The following is a 21,525-nucleotide window of genomic DNA, read 5'->3' as shown; positions in this document are numbered from 1 at the left end:
ATATAAAAAAGCCGGTTCAAAATTGACCGGCTTTTTTATATATAGAACTTAGTTCAATGATGCAGGATTTGCAGGTGTAACACTGTTTGGTACAGCTGGGGTAGTTACATTATTCGCTGCAACTGCTGCCGCACCAGCAACAGCAGCTTCACCAATTAATGCAACTTTTGCTTTTTCTTGGCTCTTTGGAGATAGAGCTGGGTTACTTGCAACAATACGGTTAATATTTGCAGAGTTTGCTGGAGCGATCGCAGCAGTTTGTAAAATGATTGGGCGATTACCCGTATTACCCAATGTGTAACGAATACCTGTACGAGGGCTAATCACCGTCGTATTTTCTTGTTTCACTACAGCCTGAGCCGAAGTTGGGCCTTTTGCCGCAAGTACTTTATCAACCGTTGTGGTTTGAGGGGCTGAAGCTGTTTCTGCTGCGAAAACAAAACTTGGTACAGCAAGAACAGTTAAAAATAAAGGTTGTAATACTTTTTTCATTGTCTTTCCAACATACACTCTGGATGAGAAGTAAATAGCATTTAATGCTTAAAACTGCAAACATTATTCACAGGCTTACTACAAACGAAAAAAAAGCAGAACAAACGTTCTGCTTTTTTTTATAACACAAATTAAATTTTGCCGTGACACTGTTTATATTTCAAACCAGAACCACATGGACATGGAGCATTACGACTTTCAGGTACAGGGAACGTTTGTTGTTCAGTAGCCGACTCATTAAGTGCTTCTTGAGAAGCGGTCACTTCACCTGTTAGTCCATCCACATCATCATGTTCAAAAGAAAGCTTCATTGCTTCTGCTTGTTGCTGCTGTTGAGCTTCCATTTCTGCAAGCTCTTCTGGTGTTGGGATATGTACGCGAGACAGATCAGTTACAACATCAGTTTTAATTACACCCAGCATGTTCACGAACAAGTTAAATGCTTCTTTCTTATATTCCTGCTCAGGATTTTTTTGCGCATAGCCACGTAAGTGGATACCTTGACGTAAATAATCCATTGCAGCCAAATGATCTTTCCAATGGCGATCAAGAGAATTTAAAACGAAATGACGCTCAAGCATTGCTGCCGATTCATCACCCATTTGTGCACGGCGCTGACGATAACGCGCAATCACTTCATCACTAATGCGTTCAACCAAACCTTCTTCATCAAGACGTCGATCTTGTTCTAACCATTCTTGAACTGGTAGCTCAATACCCAAATCAATACGTAAAGCATTTTCTAAGCCTTCCACATCCCATTGGTCATGGATTGACTCTGGTGGAATAAAGTTAGCAATCATCGCCTGCATTACTTCACGATGCATTTCTTCAACGTATTCTTGTAAAGTATTTTCAGCTAAGATTTCGTCGCGTTGTGAATAAATGATCTTACGTTGTTCATTATTCACATCATCATATTTAAGTAAGTTTTTACGAATATCGAAGTTACGTGCTTCAACTTTACGCTGTGCATTTTCGATAGAACGGCTTACCATCTTGTGTTCAATCGCTTCGTCTTCTTTAAGTCCCATTGCACGCATCATGGCAACGACACGATCGCCTGCGAAAATACGCATGAGGTCATCTTCAAGAGATAAATAGAAACGAGAAACACCAGGGTCACCCTGACGGCCCGCGCGACCACGTAACTGGTTGTCAATACGGCGTGACTCATGGCGTTCAGAACCAATAATGTGCAAGCCACCTGCTTGCAATACATCTTCATGGTCCTGTTCCCATTGCGCTTTTAGACGTGCTTCATCTTCAGGGGTAGGATTTTCAAGTTTGGCAAGTTTCGCTTTCCAGTTACCCCCAAGGATAATATCTGTACCACGACCGGCCATGTTTGTTGCGATTGTTACTGCATTCGGGCTACCTGCCTGAGCAATAATGTCTGCTTCACGCTCATGTTGTTTTGCGTTCAAAACTTCATGATGAATACCAGCTTGCTTCAATTTAGACGATAGAATTTCACTGGCTTCAATCGTTGCCGTACCAATAAGAATCGGTGCAACACCCTGCTGACGAATATTCATAATTTCTTGAATAATCGCGTTATATTTACCATTACGGTTTAAGTAGATTAAATCGTTCTGGTCATTACGAATCATAGGTCGGTGTGTCGGAATAATAACGACATCCAGACCATAAATTTCTTTCATTTCCGCAGCTTCAGTATCGGCAGTACCTGTCATACCTGAAAGCTTTTTATAAAGACGGAAATAGTTCTGGAAAGTAGTTGTTGCTAAAGTCTGGTTTTCAGGTTGAATAGCCAAACCTTCTTTCGCTTCAACTGCTTGGTGTAAGCCTTCTGACCAACGACGGCCCGGCATGGTACGGCCAGTATGCTCATCAACAATAACGACTTCACCGTCATGAATAATATAGTGAACGTCGCGTTGGAATAGGAAGTGCGCACGAATAGCCGCAGAAACATGGTGAACGAGGTTTAGATTTGTAGCTGAATATAAGCTTTCGCCCTCCGCTAACAAACCCATTTGAATAAGTTCTTGTTCTACAGTCTCATAACCAATTTCAGTCATTTCAACTGAACGCTGCTTTTCATCAATCCAGAAATGTCCGCCATCGGCAACTTTTTCTTCTTTTTGCGGGCGTAATTTTGGTGGAATAGTATTGATGGCAGTATAGAGGTGTGAAGAATCTTCACTTTGACCAGAAATAATTAATGGCGTACGCGCCTCATCAATCAAGATTGAGTCGACTTCATCGATAATGGCATAGTGCAAACCACGTTGTTTCTTTTCTGCTAAAGAAAACACCATGTTGTCACGCAAGTAGTCAAAACCAAATTCGTTATTGGTACCATAGGTAATATCAGCTAGATAGGCAGCTGCTTTTTCTGCTGGTTCTTGCATTGAGTAAATTGTACCAATGCTTAGACCTAAAAATTCAAATAAAGGACGGTTTAACTCAGCATCACGTTGTGCCAAGTAATCGTTTACAGTAATGACATGAACGCCTTCACCACTTAATGCATTTAAGTAACACGCTAAAGTACCCATAAGGGTTTTACCCTCACCGGTACGCATTTCGGCAATTTTGCCTTCATGTAAGGTAATACCACCAATTAACTGGACATCATAGTGGCGCATGCCCATTACACGTTTTGCTGCCTCACGACAAACTGCAAACGCCTCAGGGAGTAACTTATCTAAACTTTCGCCATTGTTATAACGTTGTTTGAATTCTGGAGTTTTTGCAGATAAGTCTGCATCGCTTAAAGCTGATATCGTCGGCTCGAGCGCATTGATTTGCTCAACAATTTTGCGCATGCGTTTGAGTTCACGCTCATTTTTTGTACCGAAGATACCTCCGATCAGACTTGCCAACATGGATAAACTCTCTAAATCTTGCTTGGTCAAATGAATAAATTTTTTCTCAGTCGTTTATTATGGTGTCAGAAATTTGAAGTACAAGGGGTTTGCACAAAACCCATAAAAAAAATCTGATCATTAGACAAATGGTTTTACCCATTTTCTAAGCCCCTTTAAAGCATCTGACACCTAAAAACTCGACATTAATGCTCATCTATTGAGCACAACTTCCGAGAAATCTAATTTAGCAAATTTATCTTAAAGTTACATTGATTCAGCCCATAAATTCATGTGTTTTGGTCATATATATTTACACTTATATAAAAAGTTCATAATAAAATATAAAAACAATAATTTTAATAATAAATAAATTGCGGCATAGTCATTTCAACATATAACAAATTTTAAGCAATCGAGGATTTATCATGACATTACGATTAGGCGACACAGCCCCTGATTTTCAACAAGAATCAAGCGAAGGCACTATTAATTTTTATGATTTTCTAGGTGATAGTTGGGGCATTTTATTTTCACACCCGGCCGACTATACGCCAGTATGTACAACTGAATTGGGTTATACAGCAAAACTAAAAGATGAATTTGAAAAACGTAATGTTAAAGCAATTGCCTTATCTGTAGATGATGTTGAGTCCCACAAAGGCTGGATTAATGACATTAATGAAACTCAAAATACAACAGTCAATTTTCCAATTATTGCTGACAAAGACCGCAAAGTATCTGAGCTATACGGTTTTATTCATCCGAATGCCAGTGAAACCCTTACTGTCCGTTCTTTAGTGATTATTGACCCAAATAAAAAAGTTCGTTTAATCATCACCTACCCTGCTTCGACTGGTCGTAACTTTAATGAAGTCTTACGTGTTGTTGACTCATTACAATTAACCGATAAGCATAAAGTGGCTACACCAGCGAACTGGCAACAAGGTGAAGATGTGGTCATTGTCCCTTCTTTAAAAGATGAAGAGGAAATTAAACAACGCTTCCCTAAAGGTTATACTGCGGTGAAACCTTATTTACGCCTTACGCCACAGCCTGAGCAAGATTAAAGCCTTTAACAAGGCTTTAATCGAAGCGCAAGACAAACGCAGTGCGTAGGCAAGCATCTGAAAAGTTGACTACAAGACAAGCAAAACGCGTAGGCAAGCGTCTGAAAAGTTCCCTGCAAGACAAGCAAAGTGCGTAGGCAAATATTAAAAAAATTCTAAATCAGCCAGTTCACGTAACTGAGCAAATATTTCCATATCAAAAGCCATCTCACCCGATGGCTTTTTTTTACATTAATGAATACACATGGTTTTTACTGTTGAGATCAGTTATAACTTCCCAAGAGTTTGTGCAAAAACAAAAATCATGATCCATAAAATTCATCATTTAAAATGCGGCAGTATGTGCCCTGTATGTGCACCTTTATTTGGGCAGAAAGGCTGGAAAGCTGAGATTGTTTGTCATTGTCTTTTGGTAGAAACTGATCGAGGCCTTGTACTGATTGATACCGGATTTGGCCTACAAGATTATCTACACATGCAACAGCGCCTTGGCTCTTTAGTCAAACGGTTGGGGAAAATTGAACCGAATCTTGAGTTCAGTGCTATCCAACAAATTCAGAAACTGGGTTTCCATCCTAAAGATATACAGCACATTTTTGTGACTCACCTCGACTTTGACCATGCAGGCGGAATTTCAGACTTTCCCCACGCCACTGTCCATGTGCTAGCCACTGAATACAATGCTGCGCAACTGCCTAATTTTAAAGGTAAGCTTCGTTATAGAACTAATCAATATAAACAACATCGGTACTGGAACTTTGTTGAGTATCAACAAGGTGAAAAATGGTTTAACCTTGAAAAAGTAAAAGGTTTACCCCTATTTCAAGATGAAATTTTAATGGTGCCATTATTGGGCCATTCTGCCGGACATTGTGGTATTGCGATAAAACAACAAAATCAATGGTTATTATTTTGTGGAGATGCTTACTACTCACACCTAGAGTTAAATCCAGTAAATAAATTAAGATCTCTTACCCTTCTAGAAAAGACATTTGCTGAAGACAATGAAAAGCGTCTTATTAACCTAAAAAAATTACAGCATCTGGCTCAACATGAGCCAACGATTGAAATCATTTGCGCACACGATCCCCATGAGCTTCGGCGGTACCAAACATGAAAATTTTTTCACTTATTGCATTTGCGGTCTGTTTAAGCCTTCAAGGATGTATGCAACACGAAAGTATTGCCCATGAGCACAGACCTCACGATTGGGGAGCCTTAGTTTCTCAAACTCATAATTTTTATCAAATTAGCAATGATGTTTTCCGGAGTGAACAGCCCGATGCAGCCATGATTCCCGAATTAAAACACCATCAAATTGGGACTGTTATTAACTTAAGAGCCAAAGCATCAGATGATTTAGTCTTTAAAAATGAAAACTTTAATCTTGTCCATATTCCGATTAATACATGGGCAATTGATCGACAAGATTTATTACAAGTTATGCAGCAAATCCAGCTTGCCAAGCAAAATAATCAACGTGTTTTACTACATTGCTATCATGGTTCAGACCGTACAGGGGCGAGCGTCGCCATGTATCGAATTATTTTTGAAAACTGGGCAATTGATGATGCAGTGAAAGAAATGAAACAAGGAGGTTATGGTTATCATATTATTTGGAAGAATATTGACCGTTTATTTACCCCTGAAAATGTAAAATGGATTCAACAGCAACTGTCGAATCCATCTTAATTAGATTTCAGAATAAAATTTAATCTGACTTACGCTGATCTAAAGGCACCCAGTCAATCACCCAAGCTGACTTCATATTTAAACTGGCGTCAGAAGTAATTTTCTTACGTGTAGTATCTGCCGTATCTCTATCTTTTGCAGGACCAACCATAATACGGATACCTTTACTGGTTGGGCTCGTCGTAACCTTATAGCCTTTTGCACGTAATTTAGAGACTACAGCATCTGCATTTGCTTGGTTAGCAGCCAATGCAACCTGTACCATCCATTTTTTATCACCATTTTCAAGCAACTCACGTGCTTTCTCTGCTTCAGCTTTTTTCTCGGCCTCTGCCTTACGTTTCGCTTCAGCTGCTTTCTTGTCTGCTTCTGCTTGACGTTTAGCTTCAGCAGCCTTTTTGTCCGCTTCTGCTTGGCGCTTCGCCTCTGCTGCTTTCTTATCCGCTTCTGCCTGACGTTTTGCCTCAGCTGCTTTCTTATCTGCTTCTGCTTGGCGTTTAACCTCTGCTGCTTTCTTGTCTGCTTCTGCCTGACGTTTTGCCTCAGCCGCTTTCTTATCCGCCTCAGCTAAGCGTTTCGCTTCAGCAGCTTTTTTATCTGCATCCGCTTTAGCCGGATCTACTGACTTTTTTGTATCAGTTTGCTGTCCTTTTGCCTTATTCTCACTACCCGCGACTTCAGGAGGAATATTATCGGAACTTTCTTGTGCAGCAGCTCGGCGAGCATTAATCGCGGCATATTCAGCAGCAGCTTTACGAGCTGCATCCGCTTCTGCCTGTTGTTGCATAGCCAAGAATTCGGCAGCACGAGCCTCTTGTTCTGCTACAGCTTTTTCACGAGAACGGCGCTGTTCTTCAAGAAGACGTTTTTCCGTTTCAACATCAACTGCAAGTGGCTGTAGCTGTACCATCTGCCCTTCTTGTGCTGATTGCTTTGGTTTAGCTTGTAATTTCGGTGATGTTGAAGTTTGGGGTTGAACATCTACCTGTTTTATTTCTTCATTTCCTTTTAGAAGTAATGCTGCCAATAAAACACCACCACCTAATAAAACAACGCCACCCATCCAGCGTTGTTTGTTATTCATTGACATTCTTCCAAATACTCCCAAATCGCTTCTAAAGTATGAAACGAACCACAGGCTAAAATCAGCTGATTGTTATTTGTTTGCTCAAGCGCTGATTTAAAAGCCTCTTTGATATTGCCAAATTGTTGTATTGTCTGGCCTTGCAGGGCGTCATTCAATTGCTGAATCGGTGCAGCACGCGGCACATTCAACTCAGCAATTTTCCAATGTAAAACAGTAGGTTTCAACAAATCGACTACTGATTTTATATCTTTATCTGCCAGCATTGAAAATACTGCGACAACTTCTGTGTACTGTTTATTGTATTCTAAGAAATTTCGCAATTGCTTTAACAAAAATTCAACACCATGAGGATTGTGCCCGGCATCAAAAATAATGGTTTTTCCATTAACTTGGCGCACTTCGAAGCGTCCAGCCAAGCGGGCATTTGTAATGCCCTCCTCTAGCGCTAGTTGCGAGATTTCAAGTCCGCTATTTAATACGGCCGCAACTGCTCCTGCAATATTCTCGATTGCAAGTGTACCTAGCGGCAACCTTAAAGTGGTTCCTTCACTTGCAAAATACCAATGTTTTCCATCATCGGCGAGTTTATAAAAATAATCTCTATTAATCGCGTATAGCGTGGCTTGTGAGCTATTTGCCTTATCTTGAATCGCTTGAGGCAAAGATTGCTCACCTGCAAAAATGACAGGAATATGAGGTCGGATAATACCTGCTTTTTCAAAAGCAATTTTTTCGATGGTATCGCCTAACCAATCTGTATGGTCGAGGCCAATATTGGTAATCACGGCGATATCAGGGTCAATGACGTTGACAACATCAAGACGCCCACCTAAACCGACTTCAAGAACCCATACATCGCATTGTTGTTGTTTAAAAATAACAAAAGCAGCCAAAGTGGTTGCTTCAAAAAAAGATAGGCTTAAATCACACTCGCGACGAGCCTGATCAACTTGTACAAAAGCATCAATCAGGCTTTGGTCATCAACTTCAACTCCACCTAATTTGACTCGCTCGTTAAAACGATAGATATGCGGTGATTGATACAACCCAACTTTGTACCCTTGTGCTTTTAATATAGACGCAAGCGTTGTTGTGGTTGAACCTTTCCCGTTTGTTCCAGCAACAGTAAAAACTTTGGCGTTGGGTTTAGTCACGCCTAATTTTTCTGCTACGGGAATAACACGTTCCAGACCAAGATCGATCCCTGTAACGTGAACATGGCTCCAATAATTGAGCCATGTATCTAAAGAGTCTGTTGAAAGTGGAGCTTGTTGTTTCAAGGTAAGTTCATCAATTTTGATACAAGACGAGATACAGTATCACGTAAAGCATGACGATGAACAATCTGATCGACCACACCATGATCAAGCAGATATTCTGCACGCTGGAACGGCTCTTCTAGTGTTTCACGTACAGTTTGTTCAATCACACGTTTACCGGCAAAGCCAATCATTGCTTTAGGTTCTGCAATATGGATATCACCCAACATTGCTAAAGAAGCTGTTACACCGCCATATACCGGATGTGTTAACACCACGATATAAGGTAAGCCCGCATCTTTTAATTTTTGGATTGCAGCAGAAGTACGCGCCATTTGCATAAGTGACAACATACCTTCTTGCATACGTGCACCACCAGAAGCTGCAAAGCAGATTAATGGCTGACGTTTTTCAATTGCAAGTTCAGCTGCCTTAACAAAACGGTCACCTACTACAGTACCCATTGAGCCGCCCATAAAGTCAAACTCAAAAGCACATGCAATCATATCTACGCCATTTAAGTTACCTTGCATGGCAATTAAAGCTTCCGTTTCACCAGTTTTAGTTTGCGCTTCACGCATACGATCTGGATACGGTTTGCTATCAACAAACTTTAATGGGTCTTTCGCGCTAAACTCTTGACCTAATTCAGCCACAACATTGTCGAAGAACCAGTTTAAGCGATCGCGAGCTTTCATTCGTAAGTGTTCGTCACACTGTGGACATACATACGCATTAAAAGATATTGCTGTACGTGTCACTAAAGCATGACATTCAGGGCACTCAATAGTTGGCTCAGTAAATGTTGCTTTGAGAGTCTGTTGCTCATCTGCAACTTCAATACCTGGAACTGGACGCTGTGTCCATGGCGTCGAAGGGCTAAGAACTTTCCCTGATTTCACTTCTTGATTCATACTAACTCATCGAGCGCTGCTCGAAGCTCCTTGACTTTATTCACCGTCTGTTCAACAGCTTCATCAGCTGCCAACGTTGCAAAAGATTTAACGAAAGCACTACCTACAATCACGGCATCTGCAACACTACCCATCGCTTTCGCTGAAGCAGCATCACTAATTCCGAAACCAACGCCAACTGGAACGTTAGTCATACCTTTGATTTTTTCAATACGTGCAGCCGCTTCAGAAGTATCCAAAGTCGCTGCACCTGTTACACCTTTGAGTGAAACATAGTAGATAAACCCGCTTGCCTGATTCGCTACGTGTTGAATACGTTGATCAGTTGAAGTTGGTGCAAGTAAGAAAATCTGGTCCATATCATGTTGTTTCAAGATTGCACCAAATTCTTTTGACTCTTCCGGTGGTAAGTCCACAAGTAATAAGCCATCTACACCACATTGTTTCGCATAAGAAACAAACTTCTCGTAACCAATCACTTCAACAGGATTAAGATAACCCATTAAAACTACAGGTGTTTCCTGATCCTGCTCACGAAACTCTTTTACCATGTTCAGCGCATCTAAGGTGTTCGTCCCAGCCGCAAGTGCGCGTTCAGCAGCAAGTGCAATTACCGGACCATCAGCCATCGGGTCTGAAAATGGTAAACCAAGCTCAATGACGTCTACTCCTGCCGCAACCATTTTATGAAGTAACGGCACCGTTACTTGTGGCTGTGGATCACCCGCCATGACATAAGATACAAGCGCTTTACGTTGTTGGGACTGCAGCTTTTCAAAACGGGTGGCAAGACGTGACATAGGGTTGTGCTTTCCTTGAATTATTTAAAATTGAGGAGTTGTTTGTAGAAATACAAGAACACCGCATTTTAACGCTATTTTTTGTTCATTGAACAGGTCTAACGTTATGGCGATATTCGATTGTATGATTCATACAACCCATGGCGTACATTTATCAATATTTTGAAACTTTTCTCAATGATCAAAGCTTCCTATTTTTGGGCCATTATTGATTTACAAATTGAGCAAAAAAGCATCTAAAATTCTATTTCGTTGCATTTTTCTGGATGAGCTGTAATTGCTTTTTTCGAGTTAATAATGTTTGCCCTGTTAAATTTTTATATGCTCTTGCTAATGCAGACTGATCCGAATAACCTAACTGGTCGGCAATTGCAGTCAGACTTTCATTTTGGCTTAACAATATCTCGCAGCGTTTCATACGCTCAGCATCTAAAATTAATTTAAATGAAGTGTTTAATGCCTGTAATTGGCGCTGCAAGCTTCTTACGGAAACATTCAGCTCGATGGCAATATCTTCTATTTTGGGCGCTTGCTGCTTATGCTTAAAGTATTCCTGTACGATCCAATGTATTTGCTGAACTAAATCGGCATGTATTTTCCGCTGAACTAAAGCTTCTTCAGCTTGTTTCACTAAAAGTTGCACTAAAGTTGGGTCTGCATGTTGAGGGCGAACATTTAAACTTTCACTTGCAAAAGTTAATGCATAGTAAGGCCGCTCAAATGATAATTTGCACTGAAAGAAACGTTGATAGTGAACCACTGCCCCACGTGCTCGGTGTACGAACTCTACATGCTGTAAAAGAAACTCATGTAAAGGGGCGATCTGTTTAGCAAGCTGTACCATTGCGGCCAAAGTCAGCTCACTCAGTAGAATATTACTGTCATCGACCAAAGGCCAATATAGGCGAATTTTGGAGGCATCCTGTTCAATTTGTATAGGGACAACCTGTGCACCATCAATGACCAAACGATGAAACTTTGCAATATACTCCACCACTTGACCTAAGGTATCACTTCTGGACGCCATATAACCCAAGACCCCAAAGTTGGCAGGGGTAATACAGGCTGCCATCTCTAAAGCCAAATTAGTCACATGTAATCGCGTTTCAGTTATCTCTAAAAGTTCAATAAAAAGGTCTAAAGAAGATTGAGCATCTATAGAAGCGGATAAAATATTTTGGACTTGACGTGTTTGAATTTCACTTAAATTAAGTGTCTGCCAATCTATTCCCTTTTCTTTTAAATACGTATTCCAAAGGTAGAAGTAACCATTTGAGATAGTAAATTCTTGCATGGCGCGTCCTTTTTACTGCCATTTTGTCGCAAACTGTATAAAAATTGGCGATAACTGTCAAAACAAAGCCGACCACTCGCGACATACTAATGAAAAGGTTATAGTTGCGAGAAATAAAAGATGAACGCACATGTTTCTTATCAGGTCGAACCAGTAGTTCGTAAAGATCTCGATTTTCATTTAAACGAAGCACCTCGCTTTTGGTTTAACAATGACCCTTTTTTAACTCGTATGTTTGATGCACTCAGCTTAACCTTTCCAGATGGAGAGCGTTACTTCATTGAATGTGTGCGCATGTTCCGCGACAAAATTGATGAACCTGAACTACAAAAACGAGTTGCGGATTTTATTAAACAAGAAGCTCAACACGGTATTGCACATGACAAAATGAATCAGCTCATGAAAGAGCAAGGCATGCCTGTTGACCAGTTCACAACCACCCTTAAAAAGATTTTCCGCTTTGAACTAACAAAACGTTCACCACAATATAATATTGCCATGACCGCTGCCGCTGAACATTTAACAGCGTTAATGGCAGAAACCTTTTATAGCCATAAAAAAACTTTAGAAAACGCTCATCCTTATGTTCGAGCACTGTTTGCTTGGCATGCCATTGAAGAAATGGAGCACCGCGATGTTGCCTTTGATGTCATGAAACAGGTGGGAGAAGTTCCAGAGTCAACACGTCGCTTTGTGCTTGTTTTAACAACCGTACTCATGTTCGGTTTTACGCTTTACCGTACCAATATCATGTTGAAATGTGATGGCTTCAGTCCAAGAGAAAGACTTTTGATGAACCTTAAAGGTTTACCTTGGTTCTTTGGCAAAAATGGCACATTAACAGCTATGAAAAAACAATATATGGATTGGTTTAAAAAAGATTTTCATCCAAGCCAGCATCCTGTTATTCGTCAGTATCCTGTTTGGATTGAAACACTCGAAAAGACAAATGACCCTATTGCAGCGGGTGAAGCATTTTGGCAAGCAGGTTTATAACCTGCTTGTTACCATTTTGCATAATGTTGTTCTAGTAAACCGTATTGTTCTTTGCAATTGATTATATCGGTTGTCTCATGCTCAATCGTGCCGCTAATTTTAGCTTGCCATTGATTGAACTGACTGCCAATCATTCTTAAGTTTATATTTTCATATCGGCACCACCCAATATGCACTTGTAGATTAAGTTTTTGATCTAGAGAACTAATTTGCCAAAGTTCATCATTTACTTTTTCAAATAAAACGTCTGTGAGCGGAAATAAAACTCCGTTAATCCATAGGCAGTTTTCATTACCAAAGCTTTCATTAACACCAGAGGCCAGATTTAACCCAATACGACGCCCCTGTTCATCCCAGAAGTTACATGAGAGCCAGAACCAAGCTGTTTCAGGACGTAAAAATCCGCAAGTATCATCAAGTGAAGCAAATGTCTTTTCATCAAATTGTACAACTTGATTTTGCTTATTAATGAACATTCCCTCTACAGCCAAAGTGGTCTGCTTTTGGGTATAGGTCCAACCATTGATACCTGTTGGTGTACACAAGCTTAAAATATCTGTTGCGGCGCAGAAAATACGGGCGCTCAGACAAATTTCCCCATATTTAGTTACTCGAATGTATCGCACACCATTGGCATGCTGAATATCAAACTGATAAGGCGATTTAGAAAAATAACTTTGATTAAACAAAGGCTGTTCATCAAGATACGTCTTGTGACCTAACGGCTGAATAGCATTCCACTCAATGACTTGCCCTGTTTCATGGTCATAGATATAGAAAAAACCGTGTCCGACCCAGCCAATATCTGCAATTGCCAAACCAATACTATAATGTTTATGTTGAATGCCACAAAATTTAAATTTCTTATATTTTAATTGTTTGCGCCAGCCTTTTAGGACTTTGCCATAAGGAGTTTTATAAATATAACGTTGGACATGAATGGTGGACGGTACAGATTCAAAACGCCCATAACGAGGCTGTCCATTTTCTTGAATTAAATCCATTTACCCACTTCCATATGAATATTAGATTTCAAATGACCTATCCCACAGTCAAATATGTATTTTCCCAAATTGTTGCAGCAAAATCGCCTTTTATTAAATGAATATAACGGCCTGCCACGCAATCTATCGCTAAACAGTCATCAATATCAATGACCCGGTCTGTATGTGCTTTTTGCCACTGCCGATCTATAAATTGTTTACCTAATTGTTTGGCAACTACCGCGTTGGGTGCCACCACAAACTCATAACGATGAAGTTCACCGAATTCACGTGCATTATATCCACCTAGATTAATTAAATATAACTTTAAATCATCTGGTTGTGGAGCAGCATCAGTAAAATGAATTTGATAGTTCTGTCCTTGAGAACTAACTCCTGAGAGCTTAGCCCAAGCATCAATATGTAATCCTTGAGCCTCACCAAACCAAGCTTGTTTAAGTTGAGGATAAACTTCTTCCAAAGTATCTCCTACAGCCATGACCACATCATGAACTTCTGTATTAGCACGTGCATGACGCCCGCCCAACATCACCATAAACAAGCTTGGCATTGTATCCTCTTACATCTCGACCATTTCTACGCCATCAATGCGTGCAACTGTCATTAAGTCTTTATCGCCACGGCCTGAAACAGTCGCAATAATAATCTGATCTTGAGACATCGTCGGTGCAAGCTTAGACACATAGGCCATCGCGTGCGAGCTTTCAAGCGCAGGAATAATCCCTTCGATTTTGGTTAAGTCACGAAAACCTTGAAGAGCCTCTGTATCATTAATCGGCACGTACTCTACACGCTTCATATCTTTCAAGAAGCTATGTTCAGGACCAACACCCGGATAATCAAGGCCCGCCGAGATACTGTGTGTCTCAATAATCTGGCCCTGTTCATCACTCATTAAATAAGTACGGTTACCATGTAATACACCCACATGACCCGCATTTAAAGGCGCAGAGTGTTTACCAGTCTCAATACCAAAACCAGCGGCTTCAACACCATACATTTTTACACTGGCATCGTTTAAGAACGGATAGAACAAGCCCATTGCATTTGAACCACCACCTACACAAGCAACTAATGCATCTGGTAAGCGACCTGCTTGCTCCAAAATCTGTTTACGAGCTTCACGGCCAATAATTGACTGGAAGTCACGAACAAGTTGAGGGTAAGGATGCGGACCTGCAACTGTACCAATCACATAATACGTCGTATCAACGTTGGTTACCCAGTCACGCATCGCTTCATTCATGGCATCTTTCAGCGTTTTAGAACCGCTTTGTACAGGAACAACTGTAGCACCCAACAAACGCATACGATAAACGTTCATCGCTTGACGCTTAACGTCTTCAGCGCCCATATAAACAACACATTCGAGACCTAAACGTGCTGCAATTGTTGCTGTTGCTACACCATGCTGCCCAGCACCAGTTTCGGCAATAATACGTTTTTTACCAGAAAGCTTTGCCAATAACGCCTGACCAATCGTGTTATTTACCTTGTGTGAGCCTGTATGGTTCAAGTCTTCACGTTTAAGGTAAATTTGCGCACCACCTAACTCTTTTGACCATCGCTCAGCATAATAAAGTGGACTAGGACGACCTACATAGTAGGCGAGGTCACGGTCGAATTCTGCCAAAAACTGTTCATCATTTTTCATGCGGGAATAGAGATTTTCTAAATCTTCTAATGCCGCCATTAAAGTTTCTGACACAAAACGTCCGCCATGGATACCGAAATGCCCTGCAGCATCTGGGTACTGTGTATAGTCAATCACATTGTTTTGCTGATCCACGTTGGACTCCTTGCATAAATCGTTCAATGAGTTGTTGGTCTTTTATACCTTTTGCGGACTCTACGCCTCCGCTCACATCTACTGCAAAAGCACCGGTAGTATGAATAGCGTCAATGACATTGTCAGGGGTTAAACCACCTGCCAAGATTAATGGAATATCAAGTTTCGGGAATTTAGACCAGTCAAACTGATGTCCTGTGCCCCCTTTAAGCTCAGGATGCCACGCATCGAGCAATACAGCACTGGCACCAGCTGCCTGATATTTTTGAATTTCAGCAACTACATCCAGATCAGGTTTAACCTGAATCGCTTTATACCAGCGACGTTTACAATGACGCGCTATTTCCTGACATTGTTCTGGAGTTTCATCGCCATGTAGTTGTAATACATCTAGGGGAACACAATCAAGTACATCCTGAATTTCAGTAACACTCGCGTTTACAAACAAACCCACCATTTGTACATAAGGCGGAACGAGTTTTGCTAATTCTTCTGCCTGTTCAACTGTTACATTTCTTGAACTCGGCGGAAAAAAAACAAAGCCTATCGCATCTGCTCCCGCTGCAACTACTGCCTGAACATCTTGCTTGCGAGTAATTCCACAGATTTTTGCTCGTGTACGTTTTTGGTTTGATTGGCTCATGAGCTGCTTAAACTACAACCATTTCTTAAAATAAGCGCCATTGTAATGCAATTTTTGCCCCTTGCGTAAAAGTTCTCAGGGAATTGCTTTAAATGACATTGTACGAAGTAATTCGGCACTTTATACTGCGTTCAAATGGAAGCAAGTGTAAGCAATTCATGCTTTAGGGAAGCTGGTGAAAGTCCGGCACTGCCCCCGCAACGGTAACAATGTAAAGCATATTTTTTAAGTCGAAATCGACTTACACCACTGCAGTAGTGTGGGAAGGTGAATATGTCCATAAATGAATTATGGCGCTGAAGTCCGGAGACCTACTTGTTTCATCTATCTACCCGATCATTCACGTGGGGTGAATGTATGGAGCATGTTATGTCTAAATCTTTTCAACCTACTCGTCTGGTAGGGGCTATCGCTATTGCGATGGGGTGTTCACCTGTTATTTTTGCTGAAGATGCAACAGATGCAACTCAGCTTGACCCAATTGTTATCACTGCTTCAAAAAGTGCTGAAAAAGCAAGTGAAGTTCCGGCTCGAATTTCTATTATAGAACCTAAAATTGTAGAACAGTCACCTATTGCTGAATTACCACACTTATTAATGAGTGATGCAGCTATTAATATGGTTCAAAGTGGTGGCTTAGGGCAAACATCTTCAATTTTTATTCGTGGTACTAATTCTGAGCATGCTTTGATTTTACGTGATGGCGCACGTCTGAACACTGCCTCAACTGGTGCAGCAAATCTTGCATTTATTGATACCACAGATATTAAACAAATTGAAATTCTCAAAGGACCAGCATCAGTTCTTTATGGTACGGATGCTATTGGTGGTGTTGTACAAATTATTTCAAAGACTCCAGAAAAAACCTCAGCATTTGTGACAGGTGAAATTGGTGAAAATAAAACTTATAAATCGATTGTAGGCGCAGATCTTGCCGAAAACGGATTTTATGCGCAAGTTCGCGGTCAACGTTTAGAGTCTGACGGTTCACGTATCACTGATCTAAAAGGTAATGACATTAAAAAAGCCTCTTATGATCAAAAAGGCTTCAGCACTAAAGTTGGGGTAGAAAAAGAAGATTTCGGGGCATCTGTTGACTACACACAAAATGAAGGAACAAGCCAATACGATACTTTTCGTTATGATGGTTCATTGACTTCTCAAGATTTCAAAAATGAATTACTTAATATTCGTGGCCGTGTAAATCTCAATTCAGATATTTCTCTAAATGCAAGATTATCTCAATTTAAAGATGAACTTGATCAAAATGGTTCAAGGGATTTTGTACATAGTACGACAAAAGAAGCAGAGGTTTACGGCAAATGGCAATTCACCTCATCTCAAAATGTATTGGCAGGCGTAACTCATCAAAATATTGATGGCGATGTACTCTCTTATGGTTCGCCTTACGATGAAGATGTCAATAGCACAGGCTATTTCGTACAACATCAATATCAGAACAATGGTTTAAATACCCAAGTCGGTGTTCGTGTTGAAGATAACGAAAAATACGGAACACATACCGTGGCACAAGGTGCAATCCGTTATCAACTTTTACCATTGACGAGTATTTATGCCAACATTGGTTCAGCCTTCAAAGCACCAACACTAAATGACATGTATGGTTCTGGTGGCAATCCCAATCTTAAGCCAGAAGAAAGTATTTCTTATGAAGTCGGTATAGATCAAAAGTTAAATTACAATATTTCGACTGGCCTTTCTGCCTATTACACCAAAATAGACAATCTAATTGAATCACGCTGTATAGCTGTATGTAATGGCGATTGGATAAATACATTCCCTGTTTATCAAAATATCAACATCGACAAGGCATCTATGCGCGGTGGTGAAGTCTATGCAAATTGGAATAGAGATGACTTATTTATTAAATCATCTTATAACTATGTTAAAGCTATCAACGATGAAACAGATCAAGAATTATCAAGACGTCCTCGTCAAAGCTTTACTGTAAGTACGGGTTTACAAAATGAACATTACGGACTGAGTATTTCACTTTCTGCAAAATCTAAAGCGAAAGACTACAAACAAGATACGCCAGGATATACAACTGTTGACTTCAATGGTTACTGGAATGCCACACCAAACGTTAAGCTTTTTACCAATATCCAGAATATTGGAGATGTGAAATATAAAACTGCTTCCTATGATAAAGGCATCTATTACGTAAATGGTGGCCGCCTTGCATCAGCTGGTGTGACCTTAAGCTACTAAGCGAAAACTTTATTATAAAAATATTTTCTTAACTCCAGTTTCGGGGTAATGTTCTGACCGACATTATCCCCTTTTTTATGTTCAGGATATCTATCATGGGACACCGTTTAAGCAAAATCTATACACGCACAGGCGATTCAGGTACCACAGGTTTAGGCGATGGCTCTCGTGTTGCTAAAGATGATCTAAGAATTGCAGCACTTGGTGATGTCGATGAACTAAACGCCATTATTGGTGTGCTCCGTGCACAAATTACAGCCAGCCAAGTGGCTAATAAAGCTGATTGGGACAAAAGCTTGAGTCTGATTCAACATTGGCTTTTTGACTTAGGCGGCGAAGTTTGTATTCCAAATTACAATTTGCTTCAGCCCGTTTGTATTGAATTTCTTGAAAAAGAAATTGACCGTATGAATGAAGATTTACCTATGCTAAAAGAATTTATTCTGCCATCTGGTTCTTTATCTTGCAGTTATGCCCATCAAGCCCGTGCCGTTTGTCGTCGTGCAGAACGATCGCTCATGTCAGTACAAACTCGTGATCAAAATATTCAAGCTACAGCACTCCAACTTTTAAATCGTCTATCTGACTGGTTATTTGTCGCATCGCGTGCTTTACAGCGTGCTGAAGGCGGACAAGAAGTCCTTTGGCAAAAAAATATTAATGAGATGATTTAAAAATAGATTAAGTTAAGAATGATCTCTACGTTTAAAGAGATCATTATCAAAAAGAACGGACAATAGAAATCTATGCGCATTATTGGTCATCGTGGTGCACGCCGAGAAGCTCCTGAAAATACATTAGGTGGTTTTCAGCACATTAAAAATTTAGGTATTCGTGGTGTCGAATTTGATATTCGTCAGCTGCAAGATCAAGAGTTGGTCGTTATTCATGATGATAATTTTTTGCGCACGGCAGATGTCGACCAGATTGTAGAGCACTCAACATTGGCTCAAGCATTATCATTTGATCATCGTCAAAATTGGCCTAACTGGCCAACCTTTGAACCAACCCTTACTCTTACAGGCGTTTTAAATTTACTTGATAACTTTGATCATATTGAAGTTGAAGTTAAAGCTGTAAGAGATATGGCATTAGCAGAAAAGTTAATTCAAAAGCTTGAGACTGAGTTACAAGGTTTCGAGAAAGTCGTGACCATCACAAGTTTTGATCTTCAAATTCTAACCGCTTTACGTGATATCAACTCTCAATTTAAACGCGGATTGTTAGTTGAACTTCCGGTTGGAGCAACAGCGATTGAACTTGCTCATCAATATGAGTGCTGTCATATTGGCTGGCATGATCAACTTGCAACAGATGAAATGATTCAATTGTCGCATCAAGCTGGTCTGAACATTAGTGTCTGGACAGTGAACGATGTAGAAAGAGCAAAAAGACTACGGGATTTAGATATTCAGGGCTTAATTACAGATATTCCAACCACAATGCTTGAAGCTCTTTAAATATAAAAAAGGTGGTATTGACCACCTTTTATTTTTTCTCGGCCTGAATCAAACGCTGACCGCTTTGATCAAGTAGATATAAGGTATTACCTACTAACTGGAAGCGTTTAATACGTTGTAAAGAATCGACCAATTCTGCTTCTTGCGCCAAAGCGCCATCACAACTCGAATGACCTGCGTTAACTTCCATATCAAGTTTCTTTTGGCTGAAATCAAAAGTGTATCGCCCAAAAACACGATTACATCCTGTATGACCAGTTACTGTTTTGACTGTAGAGTTCAATGAAAGAGTCGGCCACTGGTTAAAGAATTTTGCCTTATGACCATTTATCTGGGTAATTTGCCAATCTATATCTTGAACACCATCTGGACTCACTTTCTTTTTCACAACTGGCGTTTGTACACGATGTGTTGGTTTTACTTGGCCTTTGTGATTATTTGGTTGCGGCGTGCTTTGACATGCTGCCAATACAAGGCTGATTGCGATGAAAAGACATTTCAATGGCAATTTCCTTGCAATATCAATGCTATTCTTTTTTCTCAATCGCTGTATTTTCATTACACAACTTCTCCTATCTGAAATGTTGTCAGGCATGGTTTAATTCTGTTACGGTTCTTTCAATACATCTGTACAATAATGCTAGTGATTCTCACTAAGCACGTGCTAATATGATGTGCAAAATAGCAATATATCTTGAAGATTGGTTTTGCTATGTCGATTTGTCTTTTTACCTTGTATGACAAGGTTTCTAGGAGCGCTGCCGGATATGACTTCCGCCCCACTCAAGGCCCCAATTAACTGGACCGCTAGCATTACCTTAATTGGTTTACCAATTCTTGCTGCAATCATAATCCCGATTTATGCGTATTATTATGATTTTAGTGTAAGCGCATGGGTAAGCTTATTTTTTCTTTTAGCTTTAAGTAGCATGGGGATTACTGCTGGTTACCATCGTCTTTGGGCACACCGTGCTTATGAAGCGTCGTTACCACTTAAAATTCTTTTAATGATTGGCGGCACATTTGCTGTACAAAACAGTATTCTGTTTTGGGCATCTGGTCACCGTACCCATCATCGTCATGTCGACGATGTAGATGAAGATCCATATTCAATTGAACGTGGCTTTTGGTATGCCCATATGGGTTGGATGATCCGCGATCATTCTCCATCTGAACCAGATTTTAAAAATGCACCAGACTTACTCAATGACAAACTGGTGATGTTCCAACATAAATACTACGCCTTGATGGTCGTAGCAGTTCACGTTGGTATTTTAGGTTTGGTTGGCTGGGCAACTGGCGATTTATGGGGTGTTGTACTTCTTGGTGGTCTATTACGTTTAATCATTAGTCATCAAGTTACATTCTTCATCAACTCACTTTGCCACATGTTCGGTAAACGTCCTTATACCGATGAAAACTCAGCACGCGATAACTTCTGGTTAGCGATTGCAACTTGGGGTGAGGGTTACCACAACTATCACCATATTTTCCAGTACGACTATCGTAATGGTGTGAAATGGTGGCAATATGATCCAACAAAATGGCTAATCTGGACATGCTCTAAGATTGGTTTAGCAAAGAACCTACGTCGTATTCCAAGCTTTAATATTAAAAAAGCAGAATTGGCAATGAAGTTTAAATATGCTGAACAAGACTTGGCTATTTATGGTCATGATGTAAATGCCGACATTAGTCAAATGAAGCAACGTATTGCTCAAGAGTATGAAGCATTTACGCATACTTTAAATGACTGGGCGAAACTCAAAGAACAAGAGTTACAAGCAAAGAAAGCAGCAATGGCTGAAAAGATTCACAAAATGGATCATAAGTTAAAAGTTGATTTCCAATTGCTTGAACATCGTTTGAGTCATCACCGTGAGTGTTTAGAAACTTTAATGCGTAACATTAAAAAGAACACAAACGTCGTACCAGACTAATACGTCTTTATCCCGAAAT

General features: G+C 40.2%; 20 protein-coding genes and 1 riboswitch. Of the genes, 8 read left to right on the top strand and 12 right to left on the bottom strand.

Annotated features, from left to right (window positions below):
- Positions 1 to 48: 48 nt before the first annotated feature.
- Together G9371_RS15000 and secA are read right to left on the bottom strand one after the other, a co-directional pair.
- Complete coding sequence (locus G9371_RS15000) at positions 49 to 492, bottom strand: hypothetical protein (protein ID WP_000757176.1); 444 nt, start codon at positions 490 to 492, stop codon at positions 49 to 51.
- 131 nt (positions 493 to 623) lie between these two features.
- Positions 624 to 3,347, bottom strand: a complete 2,724-nt coding sequence (gene secA, locus G9371_RS14995; protein ID WP_000881349.1) for a preprotein translocase subunit SecA — start codon at positions 3,345 to 3,347, stop codon at positions 624 to 626.
- A gap of 407 nt (positions 3,348 to 3,754) precedes the next feature.
- Between secA and G9371_RS14990 the strand changes: the two genes are divergently transcribed.
- From G9371_RS14990 to G9371_RS14980, 3 genes are all read left to right on the top strand, one after another.
- Positions 3,755 to 4,396 carry a peroxiredoxin gene (locus G9371_RS14990; RefSeq protein WP_000175334.1) on the top strand — a complete coding sequence of 214 codons (642 nt, stop codon included), beginning with the start codon at positions 3,755 to 3,757 and terminating at the stop codon, positions 4,394 to 4,396.
- A 304-nt stretch (positions 4,397 to 4,700) separates the two neighbouring features.
- Positions 4,701 to 5,513, top strand: coding sequence for an MBL fold metallo-hydrolase (locus G9371_RS14985; RefSeq protein WP_086221515.1), 813 nt, complete (start codon positions 4,701 to 4,703; stop codon positions 5,511 to 5,513).
- Positions 5,510 to 6,088, top strand: a complete 579-nt coding sequence (locus G9371_RS14980) for a dual specificity protein phosphatase family protein (RefSeq protein WP_029424639.1) — start codon at positions 5,510 to 5,512, stop codon at positions 6,086 to 6,088. The genes G9371_RS14985 and G9371_RS14980 overlap by 4 nt, the downstream gene beginning before the upstream one ends.
- A gap of 19 nt (positions 6,089 to 6,107) precedes the next feature.
- On the opposite strand, the gene G9371_RS14975 is transcribed toward G9371_RS14980, so the two are convergent.
- The 5 genes from G9371_RS14975 to G9371_RS14955 all read right to left on the bottom strand — a co-directional run bounded on the left by G9371_RS14975 (position 6,108) and on the right by G9371_RS14955 (position 11,442).
- Entirely contained in the window at positions 6,108 to 7,178 is a 1,071-nt protein-coding gene (locus tag G9371_RS14975; protein WP_032009409.1) for an SPOR domain-containing protein, read from the bottom strand.
- Entirely contained in the window at positions 7,169 to 8,455 is a 1,287-nt protein-coding gene (gene folC, locus G9371_RS14970; RefSeq protein WP_000813093.1) for a bifunctional tetrahydrofolate synthase/dihydrofolate synthase, read from the bottom strand. The genes G9371_RS14975 and folC overlap by 10 nt, the downstream gene beginning before the upstream one ends.
- Positions 8,452 to 9,348 (bottom strand): acetyl-CoA carboxylase, carboxyltransferase subunit beta, encoded by an 897-nt coding sequence (gene accD, locus G9371_RS14965; protein ID WP_001071168.1) that lies wholly within the window; start codon positions 9,346 to 9,348, stop codon positions 8,452 to 8,454. The genes folC and accD overlap by 4 nt, the downstream gene beginning before the upstream one ends.
- Positions 9,345 to 10,148: a tryptophan synthase subunit alpha gene (gene trpA / locus G9371_RS14960; RefSeq protein ID WP_000088559.1), complete on the bottom strand. Its 804-nt coding sequence runs from the start codon at positions 10,146 to 10,148 to the stop codon at positions 9,345 to 9,347. The genes accD and trpA overlap by 4 nt, the downstream gene beginning before the upstream one ends.
- A 244-nt stretch (positions 10,149 to 10,392) precedes the next feature.
- Positions 10,393 to 11,442 (bottom strand): AraC family transcriptional regulator, encoded by a 1,050-nt coding sequence (locus G9371_RS14955; RefSeq protein WP_001155162.1) that lies wholly within the window; start codon positions 11,440 to 11,442, stop codon positions 10,393 to 10,395.
- 120 nt (positions 11,443 to 11,562) lie between these two features.
- Between G9371_RS14955 and G9371_RS14950 the strand changes: the two genes are divergently transcribed.
- Positions 11,563 to 12,438 carry a metal-dependent hydrolase gene (locus G9371_RS14950; RefSeq protein ID WP_000991235.1) on the top strand — a complete coding sequence of 292 codons (876 nt, stop codon included), beginning with the start codon at positions 11,563 to 11,565 and terminating at the stop codon, positions 12,436 to 12,438.
- Positions 12,439 to 12,446: 8 nt separating this feature from the next.
- Here G9371_RS14950 and G9371_RS14945 read toward each other — a convergent pair whose 3' ends face one another.
- Genes G9371_RS14945 through G9371_RS14930 form a run of 4 tightly spaced genes read right to left on the bottom strand, consistent with a single transcriptional unit; the run spans position 12,447 to position 15,874 of the window.
- Positions 12,447 to 13,442, bottom strand: coding sequence for a DUF2804 domain-containing protein (locus G9371_RS14945; RefSeq protein WP_029424641.1), 996 nt, complete (start codon positions 13,440 to 13,442; stop codon positions 12,447 to 12,449).
- Between the two features lie 37 nt (positions 13,443 to 13,479).
- Positions 13,480 to 13,992, bottom strand: coding sequence for a DUF1543 domain-containing protein (locus G9371_RS14940; protein WP_001139539.1), 513 nt, complete (start codon positions 13,990 to 13,992; stop codon positions 13,480 to 13,482).
- A 9-nt stretch (positions 13,993 to 14,001) separates the two neighbouring features.
- Positions 14,002 to 15,231: a tryptophan synthase subunit beta gene (gene trpB / locus G9371_RS14935; RefSeq protein WP_029424642.1), complete on the bottom strand. Its 1,230-nt coding sequence runs from the start codon at positions 15,229 to 15,231 to the stop codon at positions 14,002 to 14,004.
- Positions 15,206 to 15,874, bottom strand: a complete 669-nt coding sequence (locus G9371_RS14930) for a phosphoribosylanthranilate isomerase (protein ID WP_029424643.1) — start codon at positions 15,872 to 15,874, stop codon at positions 15,206 to 15,208. The genes trpB and G9371_RS14930 overlap by 26 nt, the downstream gene beginning before the upstream one ends.
- A gap of 126 nt (positions 15,875 to 16,000) precedes the next feature.
- Positions 16,001 to 16,208: riboswitch (cobalamin riboswitch) on the top strand.
- Positions 16,209 to 16,243: 35 nt separating this feature from the next.
- Between G9371_RS14930 and G9371_RS14925 the strand changes: the two genes are divergently transcribed.
- The 3 genes from G9371_RS14925 (at position 16,244) to G9371_RS14915 (ending at position 19,566) form a co-directional block, all read left to right on the top strand.
- Positions 16,244 to 18,106 carry a TonB-dependent receptor plug domain-containing protein gene (locus G9371_RS14925; protein WP_000045365.1) on the top strand — a complete coding sequence of 621 codons (1,863 nt, stop codon included), beginning with the start codon at positions 16,244 to 16,246 and terminating at the stop codon, positions 18,104 to 18,106.
- A gap of 95 nt (positions 18,107 to 18,201) precedes the next feature.
- Positions 18,202 to 18,780: a cob(I)yrinic acid a,c-diamide adenosyltransferase gene (locus G9371_RS14920; protein ID WP_000509974.1), complete on the top strand. Its 579-nt coding sequence runs from the start codon at positions 18,202 to 18,204 to the stop codon at positions 18,778 to 18,780.
- A 72-nt stretch (positions 18,781 to 18,852) separates the two neighbouring features.
- Positions 18,853 to 19,566, top strand: coding sequence for a glycerophosphodiester phosphodiesterase (locus tag G9371_RS14915; RefSeq protein ID WP_029424644.1), 714 nt, complete (start codon positions 18,853 to 18,855; stop codon positions 19,564 to 19,566).
- Positions 19,567 to 19,594: 28 nt separating this feature from the next.
- On the opposite strand, the gene G9371_RS14910 is transcribed toward G9371_RS14915, so the two are convergent.
- Positions 19,595 to 20,125, bottom strand: coding sequence for an META domain-containing protein (locus tag G9371_RS14910; RefSeq protein WP_000701693.1), 531 nt, complete (start codon positions 20,123 to 20,125; stop codon positions 19,595 to 19,597).
- A 208-nt stretch (positions 20,126 to 20,333) separates the two neighbouring features.
- Between G9371_RS14910 and G9371_RS14905 the strand changes: the two genes are divergently transcribed.
- Positions 20,334 to 21,506 (top strand): acyl-CoA desaturase, encoded by a 1,173-nt coding sequence (locus G9371_RS14905; protein WP_000199593.1) that lies wholly within the window; start codon positions 20,334 to 20,336, stop codon positions 21,504 to 21,506.
- Positions 21,507 to 21,525: the final 19 nt, after the last annotated feature.

The organism is Acinetobacter sp. EKM10A (genome assembly GCF_011075215.1).
In the GTDB taxonomy this organism is placed as follows: Bacteria; Pseudomonadota; Gammaproteobacteria; order Pseudomonadales; family Moraxellaceae; genus Acinetobacter; species Acinetobacter baumannii.
This window is presented reverse-complemented; position numbering and strand designations above follow the sequence as displayed.